Below are 16,865 nucleotides of genomic sequence, written 5' to 3'. Positions count from 1 at the left end.
ATGCTGATCGTGGTATGGCAAAATGGATGGGATTTTTCATCTCAGAGCATACTACCGCAATCAATACACAAGGTAACACCATAGACTTTTCCAATAATATGGATAAAGATGAAAAAAGATTATTACTAAATCAGCTATATTTCTTTAAAGGACTAGCATATTTATATACCCTCAATCAACGTGAACCATATCTAGGAAAAGTTATTGATTGTGGCAAAGATACTATTTATTTTTCTACTAAACAAAACATATTACAAGTTTCAATTAATGATATTCTAAAAGTTTCACTAGCAGAGGAATTAGACTATGAATAAACTTAATCAACACGAAGTCCAATTCGATTATTTTAGCAGTAACTATGATCAATTTGAAAAAGATTTCTATAAATATTCCGCATTAAATGTTCCTCTAACATTTTTAACAGATGATATTTTAAGTTTAATGATAAATAACAATAGCAATTTTTTCAGATTAACCGCTAATAAATCAAAAGATAAAAGAGACCACTACTTCTTTTTTAAAGTTCAAACTCCTTTAGAAAACAAGATGGTGAGAATCTTTCAATATACTGGACATAAATTTATAAACCAAAAATAAACTCGAAACTAGGATAAGCTCCTAATTCGAGTTTATTTTCTATATCTAAGTGTGATAATTTCTTAGATTTTATTGATTTTGTTTCCTTCTAATTGCTATTGCAGCCCCTAGAGCTAATAACGCAAAAGTGACAGTTTGTCCTGTTTCTAAACCAGTTTTCGGTAGTTGTTCATTTTCTTTTGTATTATTTTCTTTTGTATCACTATTAGTTTTATTACTATTCGTTTTATTACTATTATCAGACTCTTCTTTTTTGTTCTCAGGCTTATATTCAGCTTTTACCGGTGTCACTATTTGAACACGACTTTCTAAATCCTTAGCACCTACTCTGATTCTCTCTAGAATAGTAAATTTACTAAAATGATTTATTTTAAATTGTATAGATCCTTCACTAAAACTACTTTCAACTTTTTCTAATTCATTATTTTCCGCAATATGATATACTTCTAGTTCTGCATCATCATTTTTTACAACAGACATTTTAACTGTACGTTCTGCATCACTATCTAGCTTTTTCCCATCTTTTTCAAAATGAATTTCAAATACTTCCACAACTTTATATTCACTACCTAATTTTTCGATAATAGTTTTATTTAGATTTTCATCATTAATTGATCCTACAAAAACATTATCAGCTTTTATTTTATCTTTATCAAATAATACAGCTACATCACGTCCTGAAAGTTTCGCTGATAAAACATTGTTTTCTACCTTAGCAGTATTTGTTGGAGTTTCTTGTTTTTTATCATTAGTTGCTTCTTGTTTACTTGGAATCACTTTTGAAGTTTCTTTACTAGGAGCTTCTTTCTTGTCTCCAGGAAGAGCTTGCTCTTTAGGAGTTTCTTTTTTATCTTCTTTTACTGATTCATTCTTTTCTTTTTTATTCTCAGAAACTTTGTTTTCTTTTGGAGTTTCCTTCTTATCAGTCTCTTTTGTTACTTCTTTGTTTTCCTTTTTTTCCTCAGTAACTTTTCCTTCTTTTTCAACTGAAGGTTCATTCTTAAAAGTATTTTCTAAAATAGACTTCACTTTTTTAAGATTTTCATTATTAGGATTAACTGCTAATAATTCTTTAACTTTAACTAACCAGACAGTTTTTATTTCCTGTTCTTTATTTTTGTCTACTTTAATACCAGCAAATAGATAATTTACAAATTCTTTTTCATCAATAGTATTCCAATCTATCTTATCTTCTAAAATAGATTTAATTAATTTTTCTTCTTTGTGAACTGCTTCATCTGAAACTGGTTTTGATAACACTGTTTCTGTAGATTTTGAAGTTGTTTCAAGAGAAATTTTTTCTATTTTAGATTTCCCTAAAACAGGTTTATCTGTTACATCTACTCTATTATGTTCTATAATTTTTTCTTCATGTTTACAATCTGCGCACCCTGTAGCTGCAGTAGGTTCTATAGGTTTTGGGCTTAATTCAGGTTTAGGAATTATTTTTTCAGGTTCATCTAAAACAGGTTTGTTTCCATGTTCTAAATTAACATCGCGATTAACTTCTGCACTTACAACAACATTGTTTGTTTCTTCGTGTGCATAAGCTGTTCCAACAGAAGCTGCAGTAATACCTATAAGTACACTTGCTATACCTACTGAAACCTTTCTAATCGAATATTTTCTCGTACTAAACATAATTTTCTCCTTATCAACTTACTTAAAAATCACAATTTACTTATTTATCTATCTTTTCTATTATAGTATATCTCAGAAAAATGAGCAAGTACGAACATGCTTTAATAACTTACAATACAAAAATACCAGAATCAAAAAGTTAAATATTCTACTTTTCTTTTTGATCCTGATACATAATAATATCCATATTTTATATTATTTAATTTGATGTTTATTCATTTTCTCTTGGAAAATATCTGTAATAACTTTACGTAGTTCTTCTTTTTCTTTTTCTGGCCACTCGCCTTCTTTTTGAGCTGCAGCATAAAGTTCTGGATACTCAATAGAAATTCTCTTAACTGTACGAGTATTAGCATGTTTTCTTACAAAAAATGGAATTTTCTTCATTAATTCTTCAGGAACTAATGAAAGTATTCTTTCTGCAGTCTCTTTATCACTAATTACTGAAAAAGTAAGACCTTTCTTTATCTGTTCTTGTTCCTGCTCTGTAAAATCTTCTAACTTCATTCTTGTTCTCCTAAATTTGTATATTTCTCATTTAAAGATTATATACTAAGAATTATAAAACAACAAATATATTTTACTGATAGAGATTATCAATATTAAAAAAAAGAAATTCTATTATTAGATTTTACTAAGACGTCCAATTATTGTTACTCTGAAGAATATAAAATATGATATTATTATTTTATATTTCTGAAAAAATAGTTTAAATTCCCTCCGAAATAGAATCCCAATTCATATCTAATATTTCAATATAATTCTTATCTTTCTCAAATAATTAGATGCAATTAATGTATCTTCATATTTCATATTCATCTTAAAATCATGCGATCCATGTTTAATTATTAAAGTGAACAATTTATCCAATACCTCATCATATTTATCTTTGTCTTTTATTATCTCTGGTGACAAAATCCAAATTATATTATTAATATTCTTAATCATATTATAAATATCAATATCAGATAACTTATCTTTACGTCCAGCCTCAGTATTTATGATAATCTTGATATCCTCACTACGCATAAAGGAAGTTGATACTTGTTGATGGGAGAGCTCGATAAAATTCAAATCAAATTTCACTGCGTTGCTTTTCTAAGTTTATCATTATGGTTTGTCCCACAAAGGAGAAGGATATTCTGGTTCCTCGTTAGTCATAACTTGCAACCTGTTATATTTTACAGTTAAATCCAATATCTCAAATAAGCATTGCTCTGCTTCTTCAAAATTTCTAAATGTTCTAATCTTTCCTATAATACTTGCCCTATCTCCTAAAGAATAAACTAAGTATACTTTTTCCCCCTCATCATATTCTATTCGCGTTTGCCAATCTTCTCTCCCTTTATTCCTGCCATTAAATACGGAGACTCTTAGCGTAGTATAATTCAACTCTTCAACTTTCTGTTGAATTATTTTTTTTCATGCATCAATTTATCCATTTATTTTATCTCCTTTAATAGTCCCATTTTTTCGTACCAGCTAACAGATGTTTGTTTAATCTGCGTTCCACCACCTGCTCCAAAAACTTTTGCAATTTCACCTTTTGAAACAACTCTAGTGGCAATTCATACACCACTCGTTGTTCCGCAATACCTCCCTCATCCACGACAAGATAATATTGTTCGCCGTGTTTCCAGATATGCTGACCATAACCTGCTACTTCCTCAAACTTGATAATATCTTCCCAAGTTAATTTACTGTTTACCATATCAAATCCATATTAACTATCACTACTTGCTAGAATTTTTGACCCTTCTGGTAATAATTCTTCTAGCTCTTGACGAGTAAAATGCCTTTGTGCTGCGGCATTATTTTTTAAAACCTCAATGTGTTTTCGCCAAAAAAGCTTATTTGCTTCCTCTTGTGACATATTAGGTGGCCAAGCATCATTTTTTAGCCTAAAATGTAACTCTACTAAATTCTTTTCTCCACTCTCAATCAACTGAAACAACTCTAGTGGCAATTCATACACCACTCGTTGTTCCGCAATACCTCCTTCATCTGCGACAAGATAATACTGGCCATTATGCCTCCAAATCTGTTGACCGTAGCCTTTTATTTCCTCAAACTTGATAACTTCTTCCCATGTTAATTTACTGCGTTCCATGTGACGTCTCCTTCCTTTATACTGATACCGTCCATGACACCCTCCGGCATGTCTCCTGGATAGGTTCTTCCCCCTGGTCGCCACCAACCATTCGCACCGTCTTCCCTACCACTTGGGATTGAGATCCCTTTTTCAGAGACAACTTCCGGTGCTACATCCAAGCGATAAAGTGGATTGTCACCTAAGTACCCTTCGTCAAAGCCCAGTAAGGTTTCATAGAGGCGATTATCACCTTTGGCGACATCTTGAATAACATCCGCATGGTCTTTACTCAACCAAAAACTTGTGCCATCTTTACCTCCAATAATTCCTTCTTGATAATTAGGATCTGGCTTAAATTTTTGAAATCTAGTAGCACCATCCTCTTTATATGAAATTTTGAAGTATTCTTGAAATTCTTCTTGACTGGCAAAATTACCAAGCCATAACGATACTTTTTGTTTCATTTTTAATACCTTCTCAATCCTTCTAGTAAATTTAAAATTCCATTTTTCATTCTTTGACTTGCCCATTCATTTAATCTGTGTGCAAATTCCTCATAATCATATGACAAATCAATAATTTTTAATATCTCATTATGAGCTTTTGTAAAGCCCCGTCCTCCATATACTCCACAAGGATTTATGAACTGCACATCTTCAATTAAACTTCTCATTTCTTTGATATCATCCATGGAAACTCCCCATTTTTTAAATTGAGGAGTCCGAGAAACAAGATTCCATTCATGGTAGCCACCTGGTCTTCTTATTCTATCTTCGATTTTTTTACGTAATTTTGGGATTTCCCATAATTTCTCTAGTTCTTCTGGAGCTAAATTATCAAACCACCCATTAAATTTACCATTTTTAACTGTTGGAATAATATCATCATAGACTCGCTCCATCCTACCAGAACCACTTACTCCTCGCGTCACATCCTCCGCCAGACAAAATCTTTAATGCGTTTAGAAAAATAATAAATATCTATTCTTTAATTTCCAGATTCATCGTCCTCATCGTCTAAAATTATTTCATCTGAACTGACTAACTCCTCTTTGGTAATTTCTCCCATTTTAAATCTGCGTCTTTTGTTTAGATCAAAAATTATTTCATGCAAATCTGCAAAGTAAGAAGAAAAGTTAGCCATCGAAGACAATAACTCGCAATAGAATTGACTGTATTGCTCATCAGCTATACTTTGATCAATTATTTCTTCCTTGAATGCTGAAATACCTGACATAAGCTCTTGAAAGTCATCAGATAGATTATCATCTATCAATTCTTTAAAATCTTTTAATTTCTTATTTTCTTCTAACGAGTATCCTAGCCTCGAATTGAATCGTTTACACACCTCATAAAGTTTATAGATTTCTTCCTTCAATGTAATTTCCTTCCTTTAGCTTTTAATAACTTATCTGTGTTTAAAGTACCATCAAGATTAAGTACAGATTTCAAATTACCACGTTTATCAAAAACTTTAAAATGGTCCATATGTAAACCATCCAAACACAGGTAATCTCCTTTACGTAAATTTTTATCAACCTTCTTCATCACTTCATAAACAATCTGCCCGTCATACTTCTTCTTAGTCTTTCTAGGGCTTCCCACAATCTTTTGTCCAAATTCTGTTTCAAAAAACTTCGACATATTATTGACAACTTGTGTGACTCGCTCCGTCCTTACCAGAACCACCTACTCCTTGTACTAAATCGTCTGCGTGTTCACTTGAGAAGTGCATCACATCACGCAGAGTCTTACTCTCAACGCTGAAGGTAGGCATGGTTCCCATACCTCTCGCAAAGGCAACTGCCTCTATACGAATGCCGACTGGGATTCGGGTATCTAATAATTTCTCCCCAAATTTCCTAATGACATTATTGATCTTAGACAGGATATTGTCAACCTTTGAATCCCATTTTTCGACATTTGTGAGAATTCTTGCCTTAGTACTGTTCTTGGCTATCTGAATCATCTCAGCCGCTTAATCTCCTGCATCATAGGCATCCATATGGATAACTTTATCCTAAAGGGCTTTTCCTGTCTCTTGAGCACGATAAGCTGCCTTATCCGCTTAGCTGGCATTGGGATCCTGGCCACGCTAAGCCGCACCTGAATCCGTCAGAGCAGTGTAAATTCCTACTCCTAACTCCACAAGGCTGGACAGGTTATCTACCGTTCCTTGCAAGTCACACTTTATTCACTCGGGCATTTTCTAACCTAAAAGTATACTACAAAAAGCTATCACGCAGATAATTATTCACTAATTTTCTACCATATTTAAAAACTCACTAAATGAATTTGCCAAAAAATAAGTATTCATATCATCAGTAGACGATGCAAATTCATAGGTATCATCATAATAATAAATTCCAGCATTATCATCCTTGCTCAGCCAGAACACTATGAAGCCATGCTGAATAGTGTCCCCAATAATGATTGAGTTCGGGAACAAATCATCTTGATATTCACTTGTCCACTGTTTAATATCTCCATTTTTTACATTCGTTGAAACACCAAACATTACATCAATATTAATTTCTTCACTAACTTGAGGAATTCTTACTAAATTTTTATATCTATAAGCTGTATTTCTACCACCGTTTTCCTGCAACAAAAAACTCTTATAATCTTCCGGAAGAACCACTTCAAATTCATTTTCTAACATTAAAATTTCCCCGTTATTAGCAAATCCAAATTTATCAAGCTTTATTGTCATTTTTATTTATTACCTTTCATAATTGATATACCACCTCAATGGGCAAATTGTCTGTGTACAGCACTATCAACTGCTTATATCGTTTTCCCATCTTGATGATGATGCCAAGTATTACCTACACCTGCATCTCCTGCCTTGGCAAAATCTTTTAATCTCTCCTCAAATCCACTTTCTATTACAAATTCTTTTTTTACTTGTGGTGGAATACCATTTTTAAAATCAGGAAATCCTTCAATATATTTTATTGTGATACCCTCAGAATTTGTATATGCTCATGTTCCATCTTCAAGTATTTCAACTTTCCCTCCTTTATCCATCCATTTTTGTGGTGCGGTATCCAACTGACTCTGAGCAGTTACGACCATCTTCATATAGGCTTCTTGGGCTTTCTGAAGCTCCGCAATATCTATATAAAATCCCATTAGCCTTCCTCCTAGTGAACATAAAAAGCGAGGAATCAATATCTATTCTTCAATCTCCAAATTCATTTTCTTCGTCATCCAAGACTACTTCCCCTGAATTTTCCCATTCTTCTTTTGTGATTTCGCCACTTTGATACATGAAGTTTTTATTCAATTCAACTAAAATATCATCAAAGTCATCAAAACAATCGATTATCCCCCTAATTCCAGTTAATAAATTATAGAAAGCAATAGTGTAATCTAAATTCTCTGAAGAGGAAATTGTAGTAATGTCTATCTTGTTAAACAATCTTAATCCTTCATAAAAACGATCTTCATATTTTTTTAGAAAGATATTTATAGTATTGTCTATATCTCTGATGCTTTCTTCTCTAAGTAGCACACCTTTATTATTCTCATTAAGAATAGTCAATCGTTTCATTACATCTTTTAACTCTGAACTAATCATTTTAATCTCCTCCCAGAAGCTAAATTAAATTTTTTACTATTAGAAGTTCCATCAAGATTAAGAACATCCTTTACTTTACCTCTTTTATTGAATACCTCAAAATGATCTTTATACCGACCATCTAAGTACAAATTATCTCCTTTTTTTCAAAATATCATCTAAACCACAGGACTACGATTTAAATCATAAATATCTATTTGTTTTTTTTCAAATAACATTTCTAATTTTTGATACCCATTCTCAACAAAAAAATGGTACTCCGACTCAGAAATCGGAACTGCAAACAACCAAGTTACATATTCATGATCAAATTCCAAATCGTGCAACTCCCATAAAAATGGGATAGTCAATAACATGTGGTTCATATTAAAATCTAGATAATAATTATCTATTGCATTTAGAAATACAGTCCCTGGTATACAAGGAGATAATCCATCCATCACTTTAAAAGCACAGTCACTTATTATATTTGGAAACAAATCATTCCTACTATCTGTTGAACCAATAATTTCTGCTCTTAAAGATTTATCATCTATCTTTTTGTTCAAAGTGTACTCTGATAACCCAACAGTTGAGTAAGAAGATACGTGTTCAATTGGAGAATCATCACCACAAAATATGTCAATTTCTTTTCCAGATTCATCTTTAAATGCATATACTCTTGGAGTACCGCCAACATCATCTAAAAGCTTTCTAGCTATCTCTTTTTTATCATATTCCATAGTAAGTTCCTTTCTTCAAAATCATGAACCAAAATAAAAATCCATCTTATCTTCACCAATATGACTTCTATTAGATTCTGGTAGCTCTGGTCTATAGCTATTGGGATTATTATATTCATCTAAAAATTGTTTACGAGTTATTTTTCTATCAGCCGCACTTTGTTGGTGTTTTCTAAATCCATGTCCCAGTTTATGTCCCATATCCCAAGGCTCCTCAATATCCATTACCTTTTTAGTAATAGGATCTTTGACAACACCTTGTTCATCCTTAGTTTTATCCCAGACAGTTTCCTTTGCATTCTTCCTATAACCTGATGGACGCTTGTAAAGTTTTTTCTCTAAACAGGAGTGTATCTTTCACTCCTTGACGGTAAAATCATCTAACGCTTTATAGGATATCAAAGATAAAGTGTAGAATCTAACTTTTATTTCATCTCTATGAAGGTAGATGTAAGATTTCAATTTATTAAATAGCTCATTATAAAAAGTTTTTTCAATAAATAACTCAAGGAATTTATCACCCATAAATAGGACTCCTGCATTATATTTTGTGCATTACTCTTAACATATACTCAAAAGCATGATTCCGTAACCAAATACTAGCTATTTGCAATATCATCTTTAGAATATAGCATTCCTAAAAAGTCTTCAAATGTATCCGTGATAAAAGTTGTGGATGGATTAAGTTCATAAGAAGATTCATGATGCCATATGCACACACTAGGATTCTCCCTTCTCTGACTATAATCTAAGCAAACAAAGTCTCCGCCAAATAAAGCCGCTACAGGTAGTAATTCTACTCCTAAAATATCTTCAGAATACAGTAAGCGTTCATCTAATTGCGTTAGAATTACATCTATATCATACATACCCAAAGTATGATTTTGAGTATCATGTAAAATACATAAAAAACGTTCTATTATACGTTCCTGATCTTGAGGTAACTTTCCACTAAAGATATTCTTCTTAGGAATCAACCCACTATATTGTTTAAAAAATTCCTTAGCAGATGCTGGGAGTGAAACCCTCCATATCTTTTCTTCTTCATTCAGTAACTGTTCGTCAGGTAATGGTGTTATTATCGTATTTTTATATTCCATTATTAAACATTAAATCCTTCCTATTTATCTTATAGCGTCGGCCCAATGACCTAAAGCATGATTCCGTAACCAAATACTAGCTATTTGCAATATCATCTTCAGAATATAGCATTCCTAAAAAATCTTCAAATGTTTCTGAAATAAACTCTACACTAGGATGCCATTCGTATGAATCCTCGCGCTTCCAATAACATACCTTAGGGTTCTGGGGCCCTTCTCTATAATCTAAACATATAAAATCACCACCGAACACTGTTGCTACTGGTAATAGTTCTACACCAACAGAATCTAGATCCACACTTAAAATTTCTAGTATTGGACTCCATATAGCATCAATATCGTACATTCCTAGGGAATTCTCTTCAAAATCATCTAAAATACAAAGGAATCTTTCTATAACATACTCTTTATCATCACTGATTTTAAAAAGATTCTTTTTAGGAATTATCCCATTATATCTGATTATGAATTCCTTAAAGGAACTCGGTAAATCAATGCACCATTCTTCCTCTTTTTCCTTAACTAATTCAATACTAGGCAAAGGGAGGATTACCGTTCTAATATCTTCCACTTTCTAATTCTTTCCTTTCTTTTTATATTTAGAATGAATACCACATTCACTATATATATTAGCAGCGCTATACAAGAACTACATACACCTCATAAAAAATCAATCATGATAATACTACTATATATAACTAATCTAAAATTTCAGATATTTTCACCTCTTTTTCCTCATTTAAATCATAGAAACCAACATGAACCCCCTCCTCGTATAGCCACGCTAAATTCGTCCCATACTTCGCTTCAAAAATTTCTTCCATCACGGGTGCAATAGAAAACATGGTTTTTGCTGATACAATTTCAAAATTTTGGGGATTATTTACGTATTCCTCATCATCGGAACTAGAATAAATAGTCCATCCATTTAATTGTAACAGTCGAGATTTTTCTCTGTAAGTATACGCAATAGGTAATCCATTTTTTACATTCCTTGATAGAACAAATCCTCCATAATTATCACTTACTTTCATTTTCATACTTCTCCAAAATATTTAAAAAATCATTTCTCCAAGATAACTCTTTAGCGTAGTCTAACGCAGATTTACCCGCATCATTTTTTAGAGTATAATCTGCATTATGTTTTAACAATAATTCATAAATAGGATATGCATCTTGCGTTGTTAATTTTAAAACAGTTAAAGAATAAATTAGTGCTACTGATCCATATTTATCAATTGCATTAATATTTATACCCGCTTCAATTAACTTAGCTATTACATTTACTGCGTAATCTACATTCGGTCTCCAATTTGCTTTAAATTGAAAAAAATTATGTAGTGCTGTTCTACCATCTCTATCCTGATAGTTTATATCTATACCTCTATCAAGCAAGAAGTTAATTATCTTAATTCGGTCTTCAATTTTATCACTATTAGTGAGGACAACCGATAAAAGATTCAATTGTTCCTTATTTACCTGATTTATACTACCGATATATAAATCTTTCAGTAATTTAAAATCGCCTACCTGTGCAGCTTCAAATATTGCTTTTGATTCCATATCACCCATCTCCTTACTCATACTTTTAAATTATTGTTTTATCTATAATCTACACTTGTAATGAAATTTAAATAATCTGAGGATTTTACAGAGCCATCATAAGCATAGTTATAGATTAGTACAACTGCATTGCCTTTATTTATAGTCAGACTCTCTAATGCGTTCAATTTACACAACAACTGTTCCTCATAGGAAGCAGTGCGCAAAATAATAGATATATCGTTTGTTTCATTTGGCAAAACTGCTTTTTCAATTAAATCTTCATCTATATCATTAATGTCTATCTTAAAATCGTTGAAAAAATCAGAAACAACGATCTCTCCCTCATCATCATAAGTTAGATCAATATAATTTTCTAACTCAGTTAAATTTTTGAAATTACCTATCCAAATAGATACCGTATTGTCTGTTTCCATTTTATTAAATCCTTTCTATTAGCTATGGAATTCTTAGCCCCTTAGGTAATACTTGAACTCCTCCCTCAAGACGATAGTTAGCCCAGATATTTCATCTTCTCACAAACATATCATAATCTTTCGATGAATCAATAATTTCCAGCAATTCATTATGTGCTTTTGTAGAACCTAAACCACCATGGACTCCTTCAGTGTTAATAAACTTTACATCTGAAATTGCAGTACGTAACTCGCTATTTTTTCGAAAGTTATATCCCAATACTTGAATTGCGGAGTCCTTGAAACTAAATGCCACTCATGCATTCCACCAGGATATCTTAATTGACGTTCAATTTTCTTACGTAGTTCCTTTTTCTCCCAAATAAAGTCTAACTCTTCTACCGTTAGAGAATTGAAAAATTTTTCAAAATATCCACTTTTAACTGTTAGAATATTCTTAGTTGTTATATTTTTTATATCATCATAGAAGCGCTCTACTTTCCCAGAACCACCTACTCCTCGTACTACATCATCCGCATGTTTACTAGAAAAGTGCATTACCTCACGCAGAGTTTTTGCCAACAAGATTCTGAAAATCCGTGATTGTCTTAGAAAACTCAGAACCTAGAAATTCTGAGCTATTCTTTAAGCCAACAATCACGGGGGTATGAACATCATTGATTTCATATGTATAATTTAATATAACTCAGAAAAATATGATTGTAAAAATTACTTCAATTATTCAATCACAGTCAATTGATTTATGAACTCCTCAAAAGAGTTAGCTATAAAATAAGTATTTCCATCATCATCCGAACCCTCTAAGTTATAAGCATGATCATAATAGTACACCCCTTTATCTTCTCCTTTACAAACTAAAATAAAGAACCCCATCAGTACATCATCTCCAATAATAAGAGTGTTTTCAGGTAAATCTTCTTTGTATTCTTGAGTCCATTCAAGAATGTTGCAATTCTCGGTTTCTGTATCAATTCCATATAGAATATCTATGGCTATTACTTCTTGATTCAAAGGAAGTGTTATACCAAGCTCACCTTCTGCGCACATCCCATTATTCGATAGAATAAAATCCTTATAATCTAAGGGGAATGAGATATTTAAAGTATTTTCAGCTCGAGTAATTTGCTCCTCATTTATTTTTTTTAAACCTTCTAAAATCATCTTATTTTCCTTTCTTTAGGGAAACTCCTCCGCGATGGGTAAACTTTGCGCGAATGCTCTTATTCACTTCTTGTAATGTCTTTAAGTCCTCATGATGATGCCATGTATTACTTCATAGTTTTTTTCAATCTGAAGCTCCGTAATATCTACATAAAAGCCCAGTAGCCTTCCTCCGTGTTTACATACGGCTCATAATACCGAACAAAATCCTCACTGCGCATAAAGGAAGTCGATACTTGTTGCTGGGAGTGCTCGATAAAATTCAAATCAAATTTCACTGCGTTGCTTTTCTAAATTTATCATTATGGTTTATCCCAAAGAGGTGAGGAATACATATAGCTTCCTCTGTTAGATATCTCCCTTCGACCCTCACGTACTATAAAGTCCAATACATTAAAGAATTTTTTTTCAGCCTCAGAAAAATTATCAAATTCAAATGTTCTTCCAATTTTATAACCCCTCTCATCTCTGCTATTCACCATGAATAAATCATCTTTGTAAAATATATGTACAGCAAATGGTGTTCTATTTGTTTCATCGAAAAGAACATACCGTAAAGATATATAATTTTTTTCTTTTATAATACATTCTATTTCTTGTTTGAATTTTTCAATTTGTTCCGAATCCATTTTATCACCTCTTTTAATAAAACTAAATCTTCATAATACTTCAAAGAATTCCCTAGTTGTATCTGAGTTCCTCCACCTGCTCCAAAGACTTTTGCAATTTCTCCTTGTTGAATATTACTTAAACCTCACATTGGCTGATTCAAGGAATTTATCACTCATAAATAGGATTCCTCTTTTGTATTTCTATGGTTCAGAAATATATAACTTTTCTATAAAATTAGTAAAATTATCTGCTAAAAAGTATACATTTGAATCTACCGACGACTGGTCAAATATAAATGTGTGGTCCCAAAAATAAATTCCTCTATCCTCTCCACTCACAATCATAACAAATAACCCTCCTCCATATTCCGTTCCAAAGACAAATGAATCGTATGGAAGTTCAATTTGATATTCTGAGTTCCAATCCGTTAGACTAAAGTTTTTATTCTCTGAAATACCTAACATTGTCCCCAAAATCACTTTTTCATTTAAATCATCAATAAAAAACGATAAGTACTGCTCTTTAGGAATACCCACATTAACTTCTAATAGAAATTCCTTATAGTCTTCTGGAAGTATTACATTTATTTTTTTTTCTATCTCTGATAGTTCTGAATTTGAGATAGGTCTCTCTAATGATTTAAAATAATACATTCTTTCCTCCATTATTTTCTTCTTAAAGCAAATCTACCTTATTTTATGGATGCCGTTATATTATCAAAATCCTCTTTTAGTTGCTCGTATTTCTCATTACTATAGAGATAAAACGCCTCTACTCCTCTATGTATTATTGCATATACAGTTGGATGGAAATTCTTATCTGTGGCATCGATAACAAATTGCGTCATTTGAGTAGCTGCCTCTGGACTATAGCCCAACGCTTCTATTCCAACACGAATCATTGTAACTTGAACATCGATTGGAGAAATGGACTCTTGAATTGCTTTAGCATTTAAAACACCAAATATATAGGAAGCTAAAATTTGCCTATTCATTTCGTCCTTTAGATCAATTTTAACCAATTGGATAATATCATTTGCTATTCTTAATGACTCGCTTACATATTGCTTTTCCATTTATTTCTCCTTCTGAAATTATTTTCATTTTAAATACACACCTTACTACTTACTGCAGATAAAAATTTTCTGTTCCATCCTGAATATGGAGAATGCGGAACGTCTGCTCATCAATCCATCTTACTGGAACAAAAAGTGAACTTTTCTCCAAATTTGAAAGAAGCTGTTCCCTATTTTTTTCTGTTCTATTTGATGAAAAATGTTGTAAACTATCTTTGACGTTCATTCTTTTTTAATTCCTTATCTAAATCTTGAAGTAGGTAGATGATTTCTAAATTATAATTAGCAGTTGCATCTATCAACATACGTGCATGCTCCTTAAGATGAACATTCGATGGGATAGTTTCTGTTTCCTTTATTGATCTAATAATGGTATAAAGAGTGTTAATTGCTCCTTTTTCCTGTATTTCTGAAGGATACTGTTTATCCATTATTTCTAAAATTTTATTGGCTATCTCTATTGATTTCATACTCATAATCTACTCCTTAATTAGGGACAGTCCTTACATTCACAACCCAATCCTGCGACCATCCCTGTGGTAATAATATTTGGTCAGCTTAAATACACACCTTACTACTTACTGCAGATAAAAATTTTCTGTTTCATCCTGAATATGGAGAATGCGGAACATCTACTTATTTACCCATCTTATAGGGACGAACAGCGTCCATTTCTCAATATCTGGAAGAAGATTCGACCTATTCTCTTCTGTTCGATTCAATGAAAAATGTTGTAAACTATCTTTTATGTTCATTTTTTTTCAATTCCTTATCTAAATCTTGAAGTAAGTAAATAATCTCACTTTGATAATGCGTTGTCTCATCTGCAAACATTCTAACTAGACTTTTAAAATTTATGTTTTTTGCTACTTCTCCACTTTCTACAATTTCATTTGCTAATTGATAAATACTTTGAATTGAGCCTGTAACACTTTTTTGTTTGGGGTAATCTTCTTCAATAATAAAAACAATTTTTTCAGCAATTCGCTTTAAACTACTTGTCATATCTCTTTTCTCCTTCAATTATTGATAATCCATCAATTAGGAACTATTCTAAAGTCCGTAATCCATTCTAATAGCCAGTCTTGCGGTAATAATATTTGGTCAGCACCACCTTTCAGTACAGTCCATGATGAAGAAATCTTCTGCATGATAGGAAGAGCTACTAATACTACACTGAGAACCCAACCATTTATTTTGTAAGGAATTTCTTTTTACTGAGATACTTTAAGACTTCCTTCATTCAAATCGTAATAAACTGGATTCTTTTTATAGTAGCCAAAGAGAACTATTTTTTATAATCGTACATGTCTTTTACTCAATTGAACAACACTTCCAATAGTCAAGTACTTACTCATTCTCTAACTCCTTTATCAATTGATTTAAAATAATATATCGTTCTTTCGTTTTTGTATTTAAGAATAAACAAAAAGGAAAAAGTAAACCGACGGAAACAAATAAGAATAAAAAGATCGATGTCAGTAAATATAGAATAGCAGAAATTGTAACTATTAGAAATAAAGATATGATAGTTATAATCGCAATCTTAGAATTTCTTTTTTCTTGATGAAGAAATATACCATATGATTCTCTCGACAGGTATAAATCTGATAATTCTATCCCTCTATACAGCTCTTTAACATAGATTCGCGAAACAGAAAAAACTGCAATTGTCCCAAATATCAGTATTAAAATATTAAATAATAAAATATTTATAAATAGATATTGATTTAACCATCTAACTATTGGCAACATAAACAGTATAATCATCACTAAGAAAGATTGACTATAGCTGCTTTCTTTTTTATCTATTCTGAGTAGTAATTTTTGTCTGCTTTTATCATAAAAAACAGATTGCTTTTGATAGATTCCTACAGGAATAATTTCATAATTATCTTTCATCATTTCACCCAAATACTCTTCCCAAACAACTCATCATTCCTGTAGAAGCATCGCCGATATTTTTTCCTACAATTAATGATGAACTTTTTGATATATACTTTTCCGTTATATTTAACTTATTCCCTTCATCTTCATCGCCTGACATTTCTGACCACTCACCTTCTTTTTGAGCTACAGCATAAAGTTTCTGGATACTCAATAAAAATTCTCTTAACTGTGCGAGTATTAGCATGTTTTCTTACAAAAAATGGAATTTTCTTCAGTAATTCTTCAGGAACTAATGAAAATATTCTTTCTGCAACCTCTTTATCACTGATTACTGAAAAAGTAAGACCTTTCTTTATCTATCCTTGTTCCTGTTCTGTAAAATCTTCTAACTTTATTCTTGTTCTCCTAAACATG

Annotated in this window: 32 protein-coding genes and 1 pseudogene; 2 read left to right on the top strand and 31 right to left on the bottom strand. The window is 31.8% G+C overall.

Features of this window, described 5'->3' with window-relative positions; genetic code table 11:
• The first annotated feature begins 14 nt into the window (after positions 1–14).
• Together ACWOA3_RS00865 and ACWOA3_RS00860 are read left to right on the top strand one after the other, a co-directional pair.
• Positions 15–314, top strand: a complete 300-nt coding sequence (locus tag ACWOA3_RS00865) for a hypothetical protein (RefSeq protein WP_456883791.1) — start codon at positions 15–17, stop codon at positions 312–314.
• Complete coding sequence (locus ACWOA3_RS00860) at positions 307–597, top strand: DUF5960 family protein (RefSeq protein ID WP_048803475.1); 291 nt, start codon at positions 307–309, stop codon at positions 595–597. Before ACWOA3_RS00865 ends, ACWOA3_RS00860 begins: the two co-directional genes overlap by 8 nt.
• Before the next feature lie 69 nt (positions 598–666).
• Here the strand turns inward: ACWOA3_RS00860 and ACWOA3_RS00855 are convergent, their stop codons facing one another.
• From ACWOA3_RS00855 to ACWOA3_RS00705, 31 genes and pseudogenes are all read right to left on the bottom strand, one after another.
• Positions 667–2,238 (bottom strand): YSIRK-type signal peptide-containing protein, encoded by a 1,572-nt coding sequence (locus ACWOA3_RS00855; RefSeq protein ID WP_456883790.1) that lies wholly within the window; start codon positions 2,236–2,238, stop codon positions 667–669.
• A gap of 195 nt (positions 2,239–2,433) precedes the next feature.
• The gene (locus ACWOA3_RS00850) at positions 2,434–2,745 is read right to left on the bottom strand and encodes a hypothetical protein (RefSeq protein WP_003146552.1); all 312 of its coding nucleotides are present in this window, start codon (positions 2,743–2,745) and stop codon (positions 2,434–2,436) included.
• Between the two features lie 237 nt (positions 2,746–2,982).
• Positions 2,983–3,267, bottom strand: a complete 285-nt coding sequence (locus ACWOA3_RS00845; protein ID WP_003146553.1) for a hypothetical protein — start codon at positions 3,265–3,267, stop codon at positions 2,983–2,985.
• Between the two features lie 81 nt (positions 3,268–3,348).
• Positions 3,349–3,651: an Imm59 family immunity protein gene (locus ACWOA3_RS00840; RefSeq protein WP_269208036.1), complete on the bottom strand. Its 303-nt coding sequence runs from the start codon at positions 3,649–3,651 to the stop codon at positions 3,349–3,351.
• Positions 3,652–3,694: 43 nt separating this feature from the next.
• Positions 3,695–3,949, bottom strand: a complete 255-nt coding sequence (locus ACWOA3_RS00835) for a hypothetical protein (RefSeq protein WP_456883789.1) — start codon at positions 3,947–3,949, stop codon at positions 3,695–3,697.
• Positions 3,950–3,961: 12 nt separating this feature from the next.
• The gene (locus tag ACWOA3_RS00830; RefSeq protein ID WP_442565929.1) at positions 3,962–4,348 is read right to left on the bottom strand and encodes a hypothetical protein; all 387 of its coding nucleotides are present in this window, start codon (positions 4,346–4,348) and stop codon (positions 3,962–3,964) included.
• The gene (locus ACWOA3_RS00825; RefSeq protein ID WP_442565930.1) at positions 4,330–4,794 is read right to left on the bottom strand and encodes a hypothetical protein; all 465 of its coding nucleotides are present in this window, start codon (positions 4,792–4,794) and stop codon (positions 4,330–4,332) included. Before ACWOA3_RS00825 ends, ACWOA3_RS00830 begins: the two co-directional genes overlap by 19 nt.
• A gap of 2 nt (positions 4,795–4,796) precedes the next feature.
• Positions 4,797–5,261, bottom strand: coding sequence for a hypothetical protein (locus ACWOA3_RS00820; protein ID WP_003146561.1), 465 nt, complete (start codon positions 5,259–5,261; stop codon positions 4,797–4,799).
• 56 nt (positions 5,262–5,317) lie between these two features.
• Positions 5,318–5,707 carry a hypothetical protein gene (locus ACWOA3_RS00815; protein ID WP_442565931.1) on the bottom strand — a complete coding sequence of 130 codons (390 nt, stop codon included), beginning with the start codon at positions 5,705–5,707 and terminating at the stop codon, positions 5,318–5,320.
• Positions 5,704–5,934 (bottom strand): hypothetical protein, encoded by a 231-nt coding sequence (locus tag ACWOA3_RS00810; RefSeq protein ID WP_003146564.1) that lies wholly within the window; start codon positions 5,932–5,934, stop codon positions 5,704–5,706. The genes ACWOA3_RS00815 and ACWOA3_RS00810 overlap by 4 nt, the downstream gene beginning before the upstream one ends.
• Before the next feature lie 40 nt (positions 5,935–5,974).
• On the bottom strand, positions 5,975–6,115 hold the full coding sequence (locus tag ACWOA3_RS00805) for a hypothetical protein (RefSeq protein ID WP_155801192.1): 141 nt from the start codon (positions 6,113–6,115) through the stop codon (positions 5,975–5,977).
• A gap of 471 nt (positions 6,116–6,586) precedes the next feature.
• Positions 6,587–7,042 (bottom strand): SMI1/KNR4 family protein, encoded by a 456-nt coding sequence (locus ACWOA3_RS00800; protein WP_003146567.1) that lies wholly within the window; start codon positions 7,040–7,042, stop codon positions 6,587–6,589.
• 272 nt (positions 7,043–7,314) lie between these two features.
• On the bottom strand, positions 7,315–7,464 hold the full coding sequence (locus tag ACWOA3_RS00795; protein ID WP_442565933.1) for a hypothetical protein: 150 nt from the start codon (positions 7,462–7,464) through the stop codon (positions 7,315–7,317).
• 49 nt (positions 7,465–7,513) lie between these two features.
• Complete coding sequence (locus tag ACWOA3_RS00790) at positions 7,514–7,912, bottom strand: hypothetical protein (protein WP_003146570.1); 399 nt, start codon at positions 7,910–7,912, stop codon at positions 7,514–7,516.
• Positions 7,913–8,070: 158 nt separating this feature from the next.
• On the bottom strand, positions 8,071–8,634 hold the full coding sequence (locus tag ACWOA3_RS00785; RefSeq protein ID WP_456883788.1) for a suppressor of fused domain protein: 564 nt from the start codon (positions 8,632–8,634) through the stop codon (positions 8,071–8,073).
• 21 nt (positions 8,635–8,655) lie between these two features.
• Complete coding sequence (locus ACWOA3_RS00780; protein ID WP_196792836.1) at positions 8,656–8,988, bottom strand: HNH/ENDO VII family nuclease; 333 nt, start codon at positions 8,986–8,988, stop codon at positions 8,656–8,658.
• A 245-nt stretch (positions 8,989–9,233) separates the two neighbouring features.
• Entirely contained in the window at positions 9,234–9,734 is a 501-nt protein-coding gene (locus ACWOA3_RS00775; RefSeq protein WP_003146576.1) for an SMI1/KNR4 family protein, read from the bottom strand.
• Positions 9,735–9,810: 76 nt separating this feature from the next.
• Positions 9,811–10,275 (bottom strand): SMI1/KNR4 family protein, encoded by a 465-nt coding sequence (locus tag ACWOA3_RS00770; protein ID WP_294683251.1) that lies wholly within the window; start codon positions 10,273–10,275, stop codon positions 9,811–9,813.
• Positions 10,276–10,432: 157 nt separating this feature from the next.
• Positions 10,433–10,768: a DUF2185 domain-containing protein gene (locus tag ACWOA3_RS00765; protein ID WP_000868444.1), complete on the bottom strand. Its 336-nt coding sequence runs from the start codon at positions 10,766–10,768 to the stop codon at positions 10,433–10,435.
• Positions 10,755–11,297: an ankyrin repeat domain-containing protein gene (locus ACWOA3_RS00760; RefSeq protein WP_003146579.1), complete on the bottom strand. Its 543-nt coding sequence runs from the start codon at positions 11,295–11,297 to the stop codon at positions 10,755–10,757. Before ACWOA3_RS00760 ends, ACWOA3_RS00765 begins: the two co-directional genes overlap by 14 nt.
• A gap of 38 nt (positions 11,298–11,335) precedes the next feature.
• Complete coding sequence (locus tag ACWOA3_RS00755; protein ID WP_294683248.1) at positions 11,336–11,713, bottom strand: immunity 22 family protein; 378 nt, start codon at positions 11,711–11,713, stop codon at positions 11,336–11,338.
• A 204-nt stretch (positions 11,714–11,917) separates the two neighbouring features.
• Entirely contained in the window at positions 11,918–12,274 is a 357-nt protein-coding gene (locus ACWOA3_RS00750) for a hypothetical protein (RefSeq protein ID WP_254263189.1), read from the bottom strand.
• 156 nt (positions 12,275–12,430) lie between these two features.
• Positions 12,431–12,874 (bottom strand): SMI1/KNR4 family protein, encoded by a 444-nt coding sequence (locus ACWOA3_RS00745; RefSeq protein ID WP_003146584.1) that lies wholly within the window; start codon positions 12,872–12,874, stop codon positions 12,431–12,433.
• Between the two features lies 1 nt (position 12,875).
• Positions 12,876–12,983 (bottom strand): annotated as a pseudogene (locus ACWOA3_RS00740) (HNH endonuclease); the annotation flags it as partial.
• A gap of 193 nt (positions 12,984–13,176) precedes the next feature.
• On the bottom strand, positions 13,177–13,503 hold the full coding sequence (locus ACWOA3_RS00735; protein WP_003146585.1) for an Imm59 family immunity protein: 327 nt from the start codon (positions 13,501–13,503) through the stop codon (positions 13,177–13,179).
• Between the two features lie 183 nt (positions 13,504–13,686).
• Positions 13,687–14,139 (bottom strand): SMI1/KNR4 family protein, encoded by a 453-nt coding sequence (locus tag ACWOA3_RS00730; RefSeq protein WP_269795481.1) that lies wholly within the window; start codon positions 14,137–14,139, stop codon positions 13,687–13,689.
• A 38-nt stretch (positions 14,140–14,177) separates the two neighbouring features.
• Positions 14,178–14,561 (bottom strand): Imm48 family immunity protein, encoded by a 384-nt coding sequence (imm48, locus tag ACWOA3_RS00725; RefSeq protein ID WP_456883787.1) that lies wholly within the window; start codon positions 14,559–14,561, stop codon positions 14,178–14,180.
• Between the two features lie 209 nt (positions 14,562–14,770).
• A complete protein-coding gene (locus ACWOA3_RS00720) occupies positions 14,771–15,037 on the bottom strand; it encodes a hypothetical protein (RefSeq protein WP_003146588.1) in 267 nt (88 codons plus the stop codon).
• A 262-nt stretch (positions 15,038–15,299) separates the two neighbouring features.
• Positions 15,300–15,566: a disulfide bond formation protein gene (locus ACWOA3_RS00715; RefSeq protein WP_172497812.1), complete on the bottom strand. Its 267-nt coding sequence runs from the start codon at positions 15,564–15,566 to the stop codon at positions 15,300–15,302.
• A gap of 345 nt (positions 15,567–15,911) precedes the next feature.
• A complete protein-coding gene (locus tag ACWOA3_RS00710) occupies positions 15,912–16,466 on the bottom strand; it encodes a hypothetical protein (RefSeq protein WP_003146590.1) in 555 nt (184 codons plus the stop codon).
• Between the two features lies 1 nt (position 16,467).
• Positions 16,468–16,695: a hypothetical protein gene (locus ACWOA3_RS00705; protein ID WP_003146591.1), complete on the bottom strand. Its 228-nt coding sequence runs from the start codon at positions 16,693–16,695 to the stop codon at positions 16,468–16,470.
• Between the last annotated feature and the right edge of the window lie 170 nt (positions 16,696–16,865).

It is taken from the genome of Gemella taiwanensis (assembly GCF_054054385.1).
Note: the sequence above shows the minus strand (reverse complement) of the source record. Positions and strands in the feature narration are given on the sequence as shown.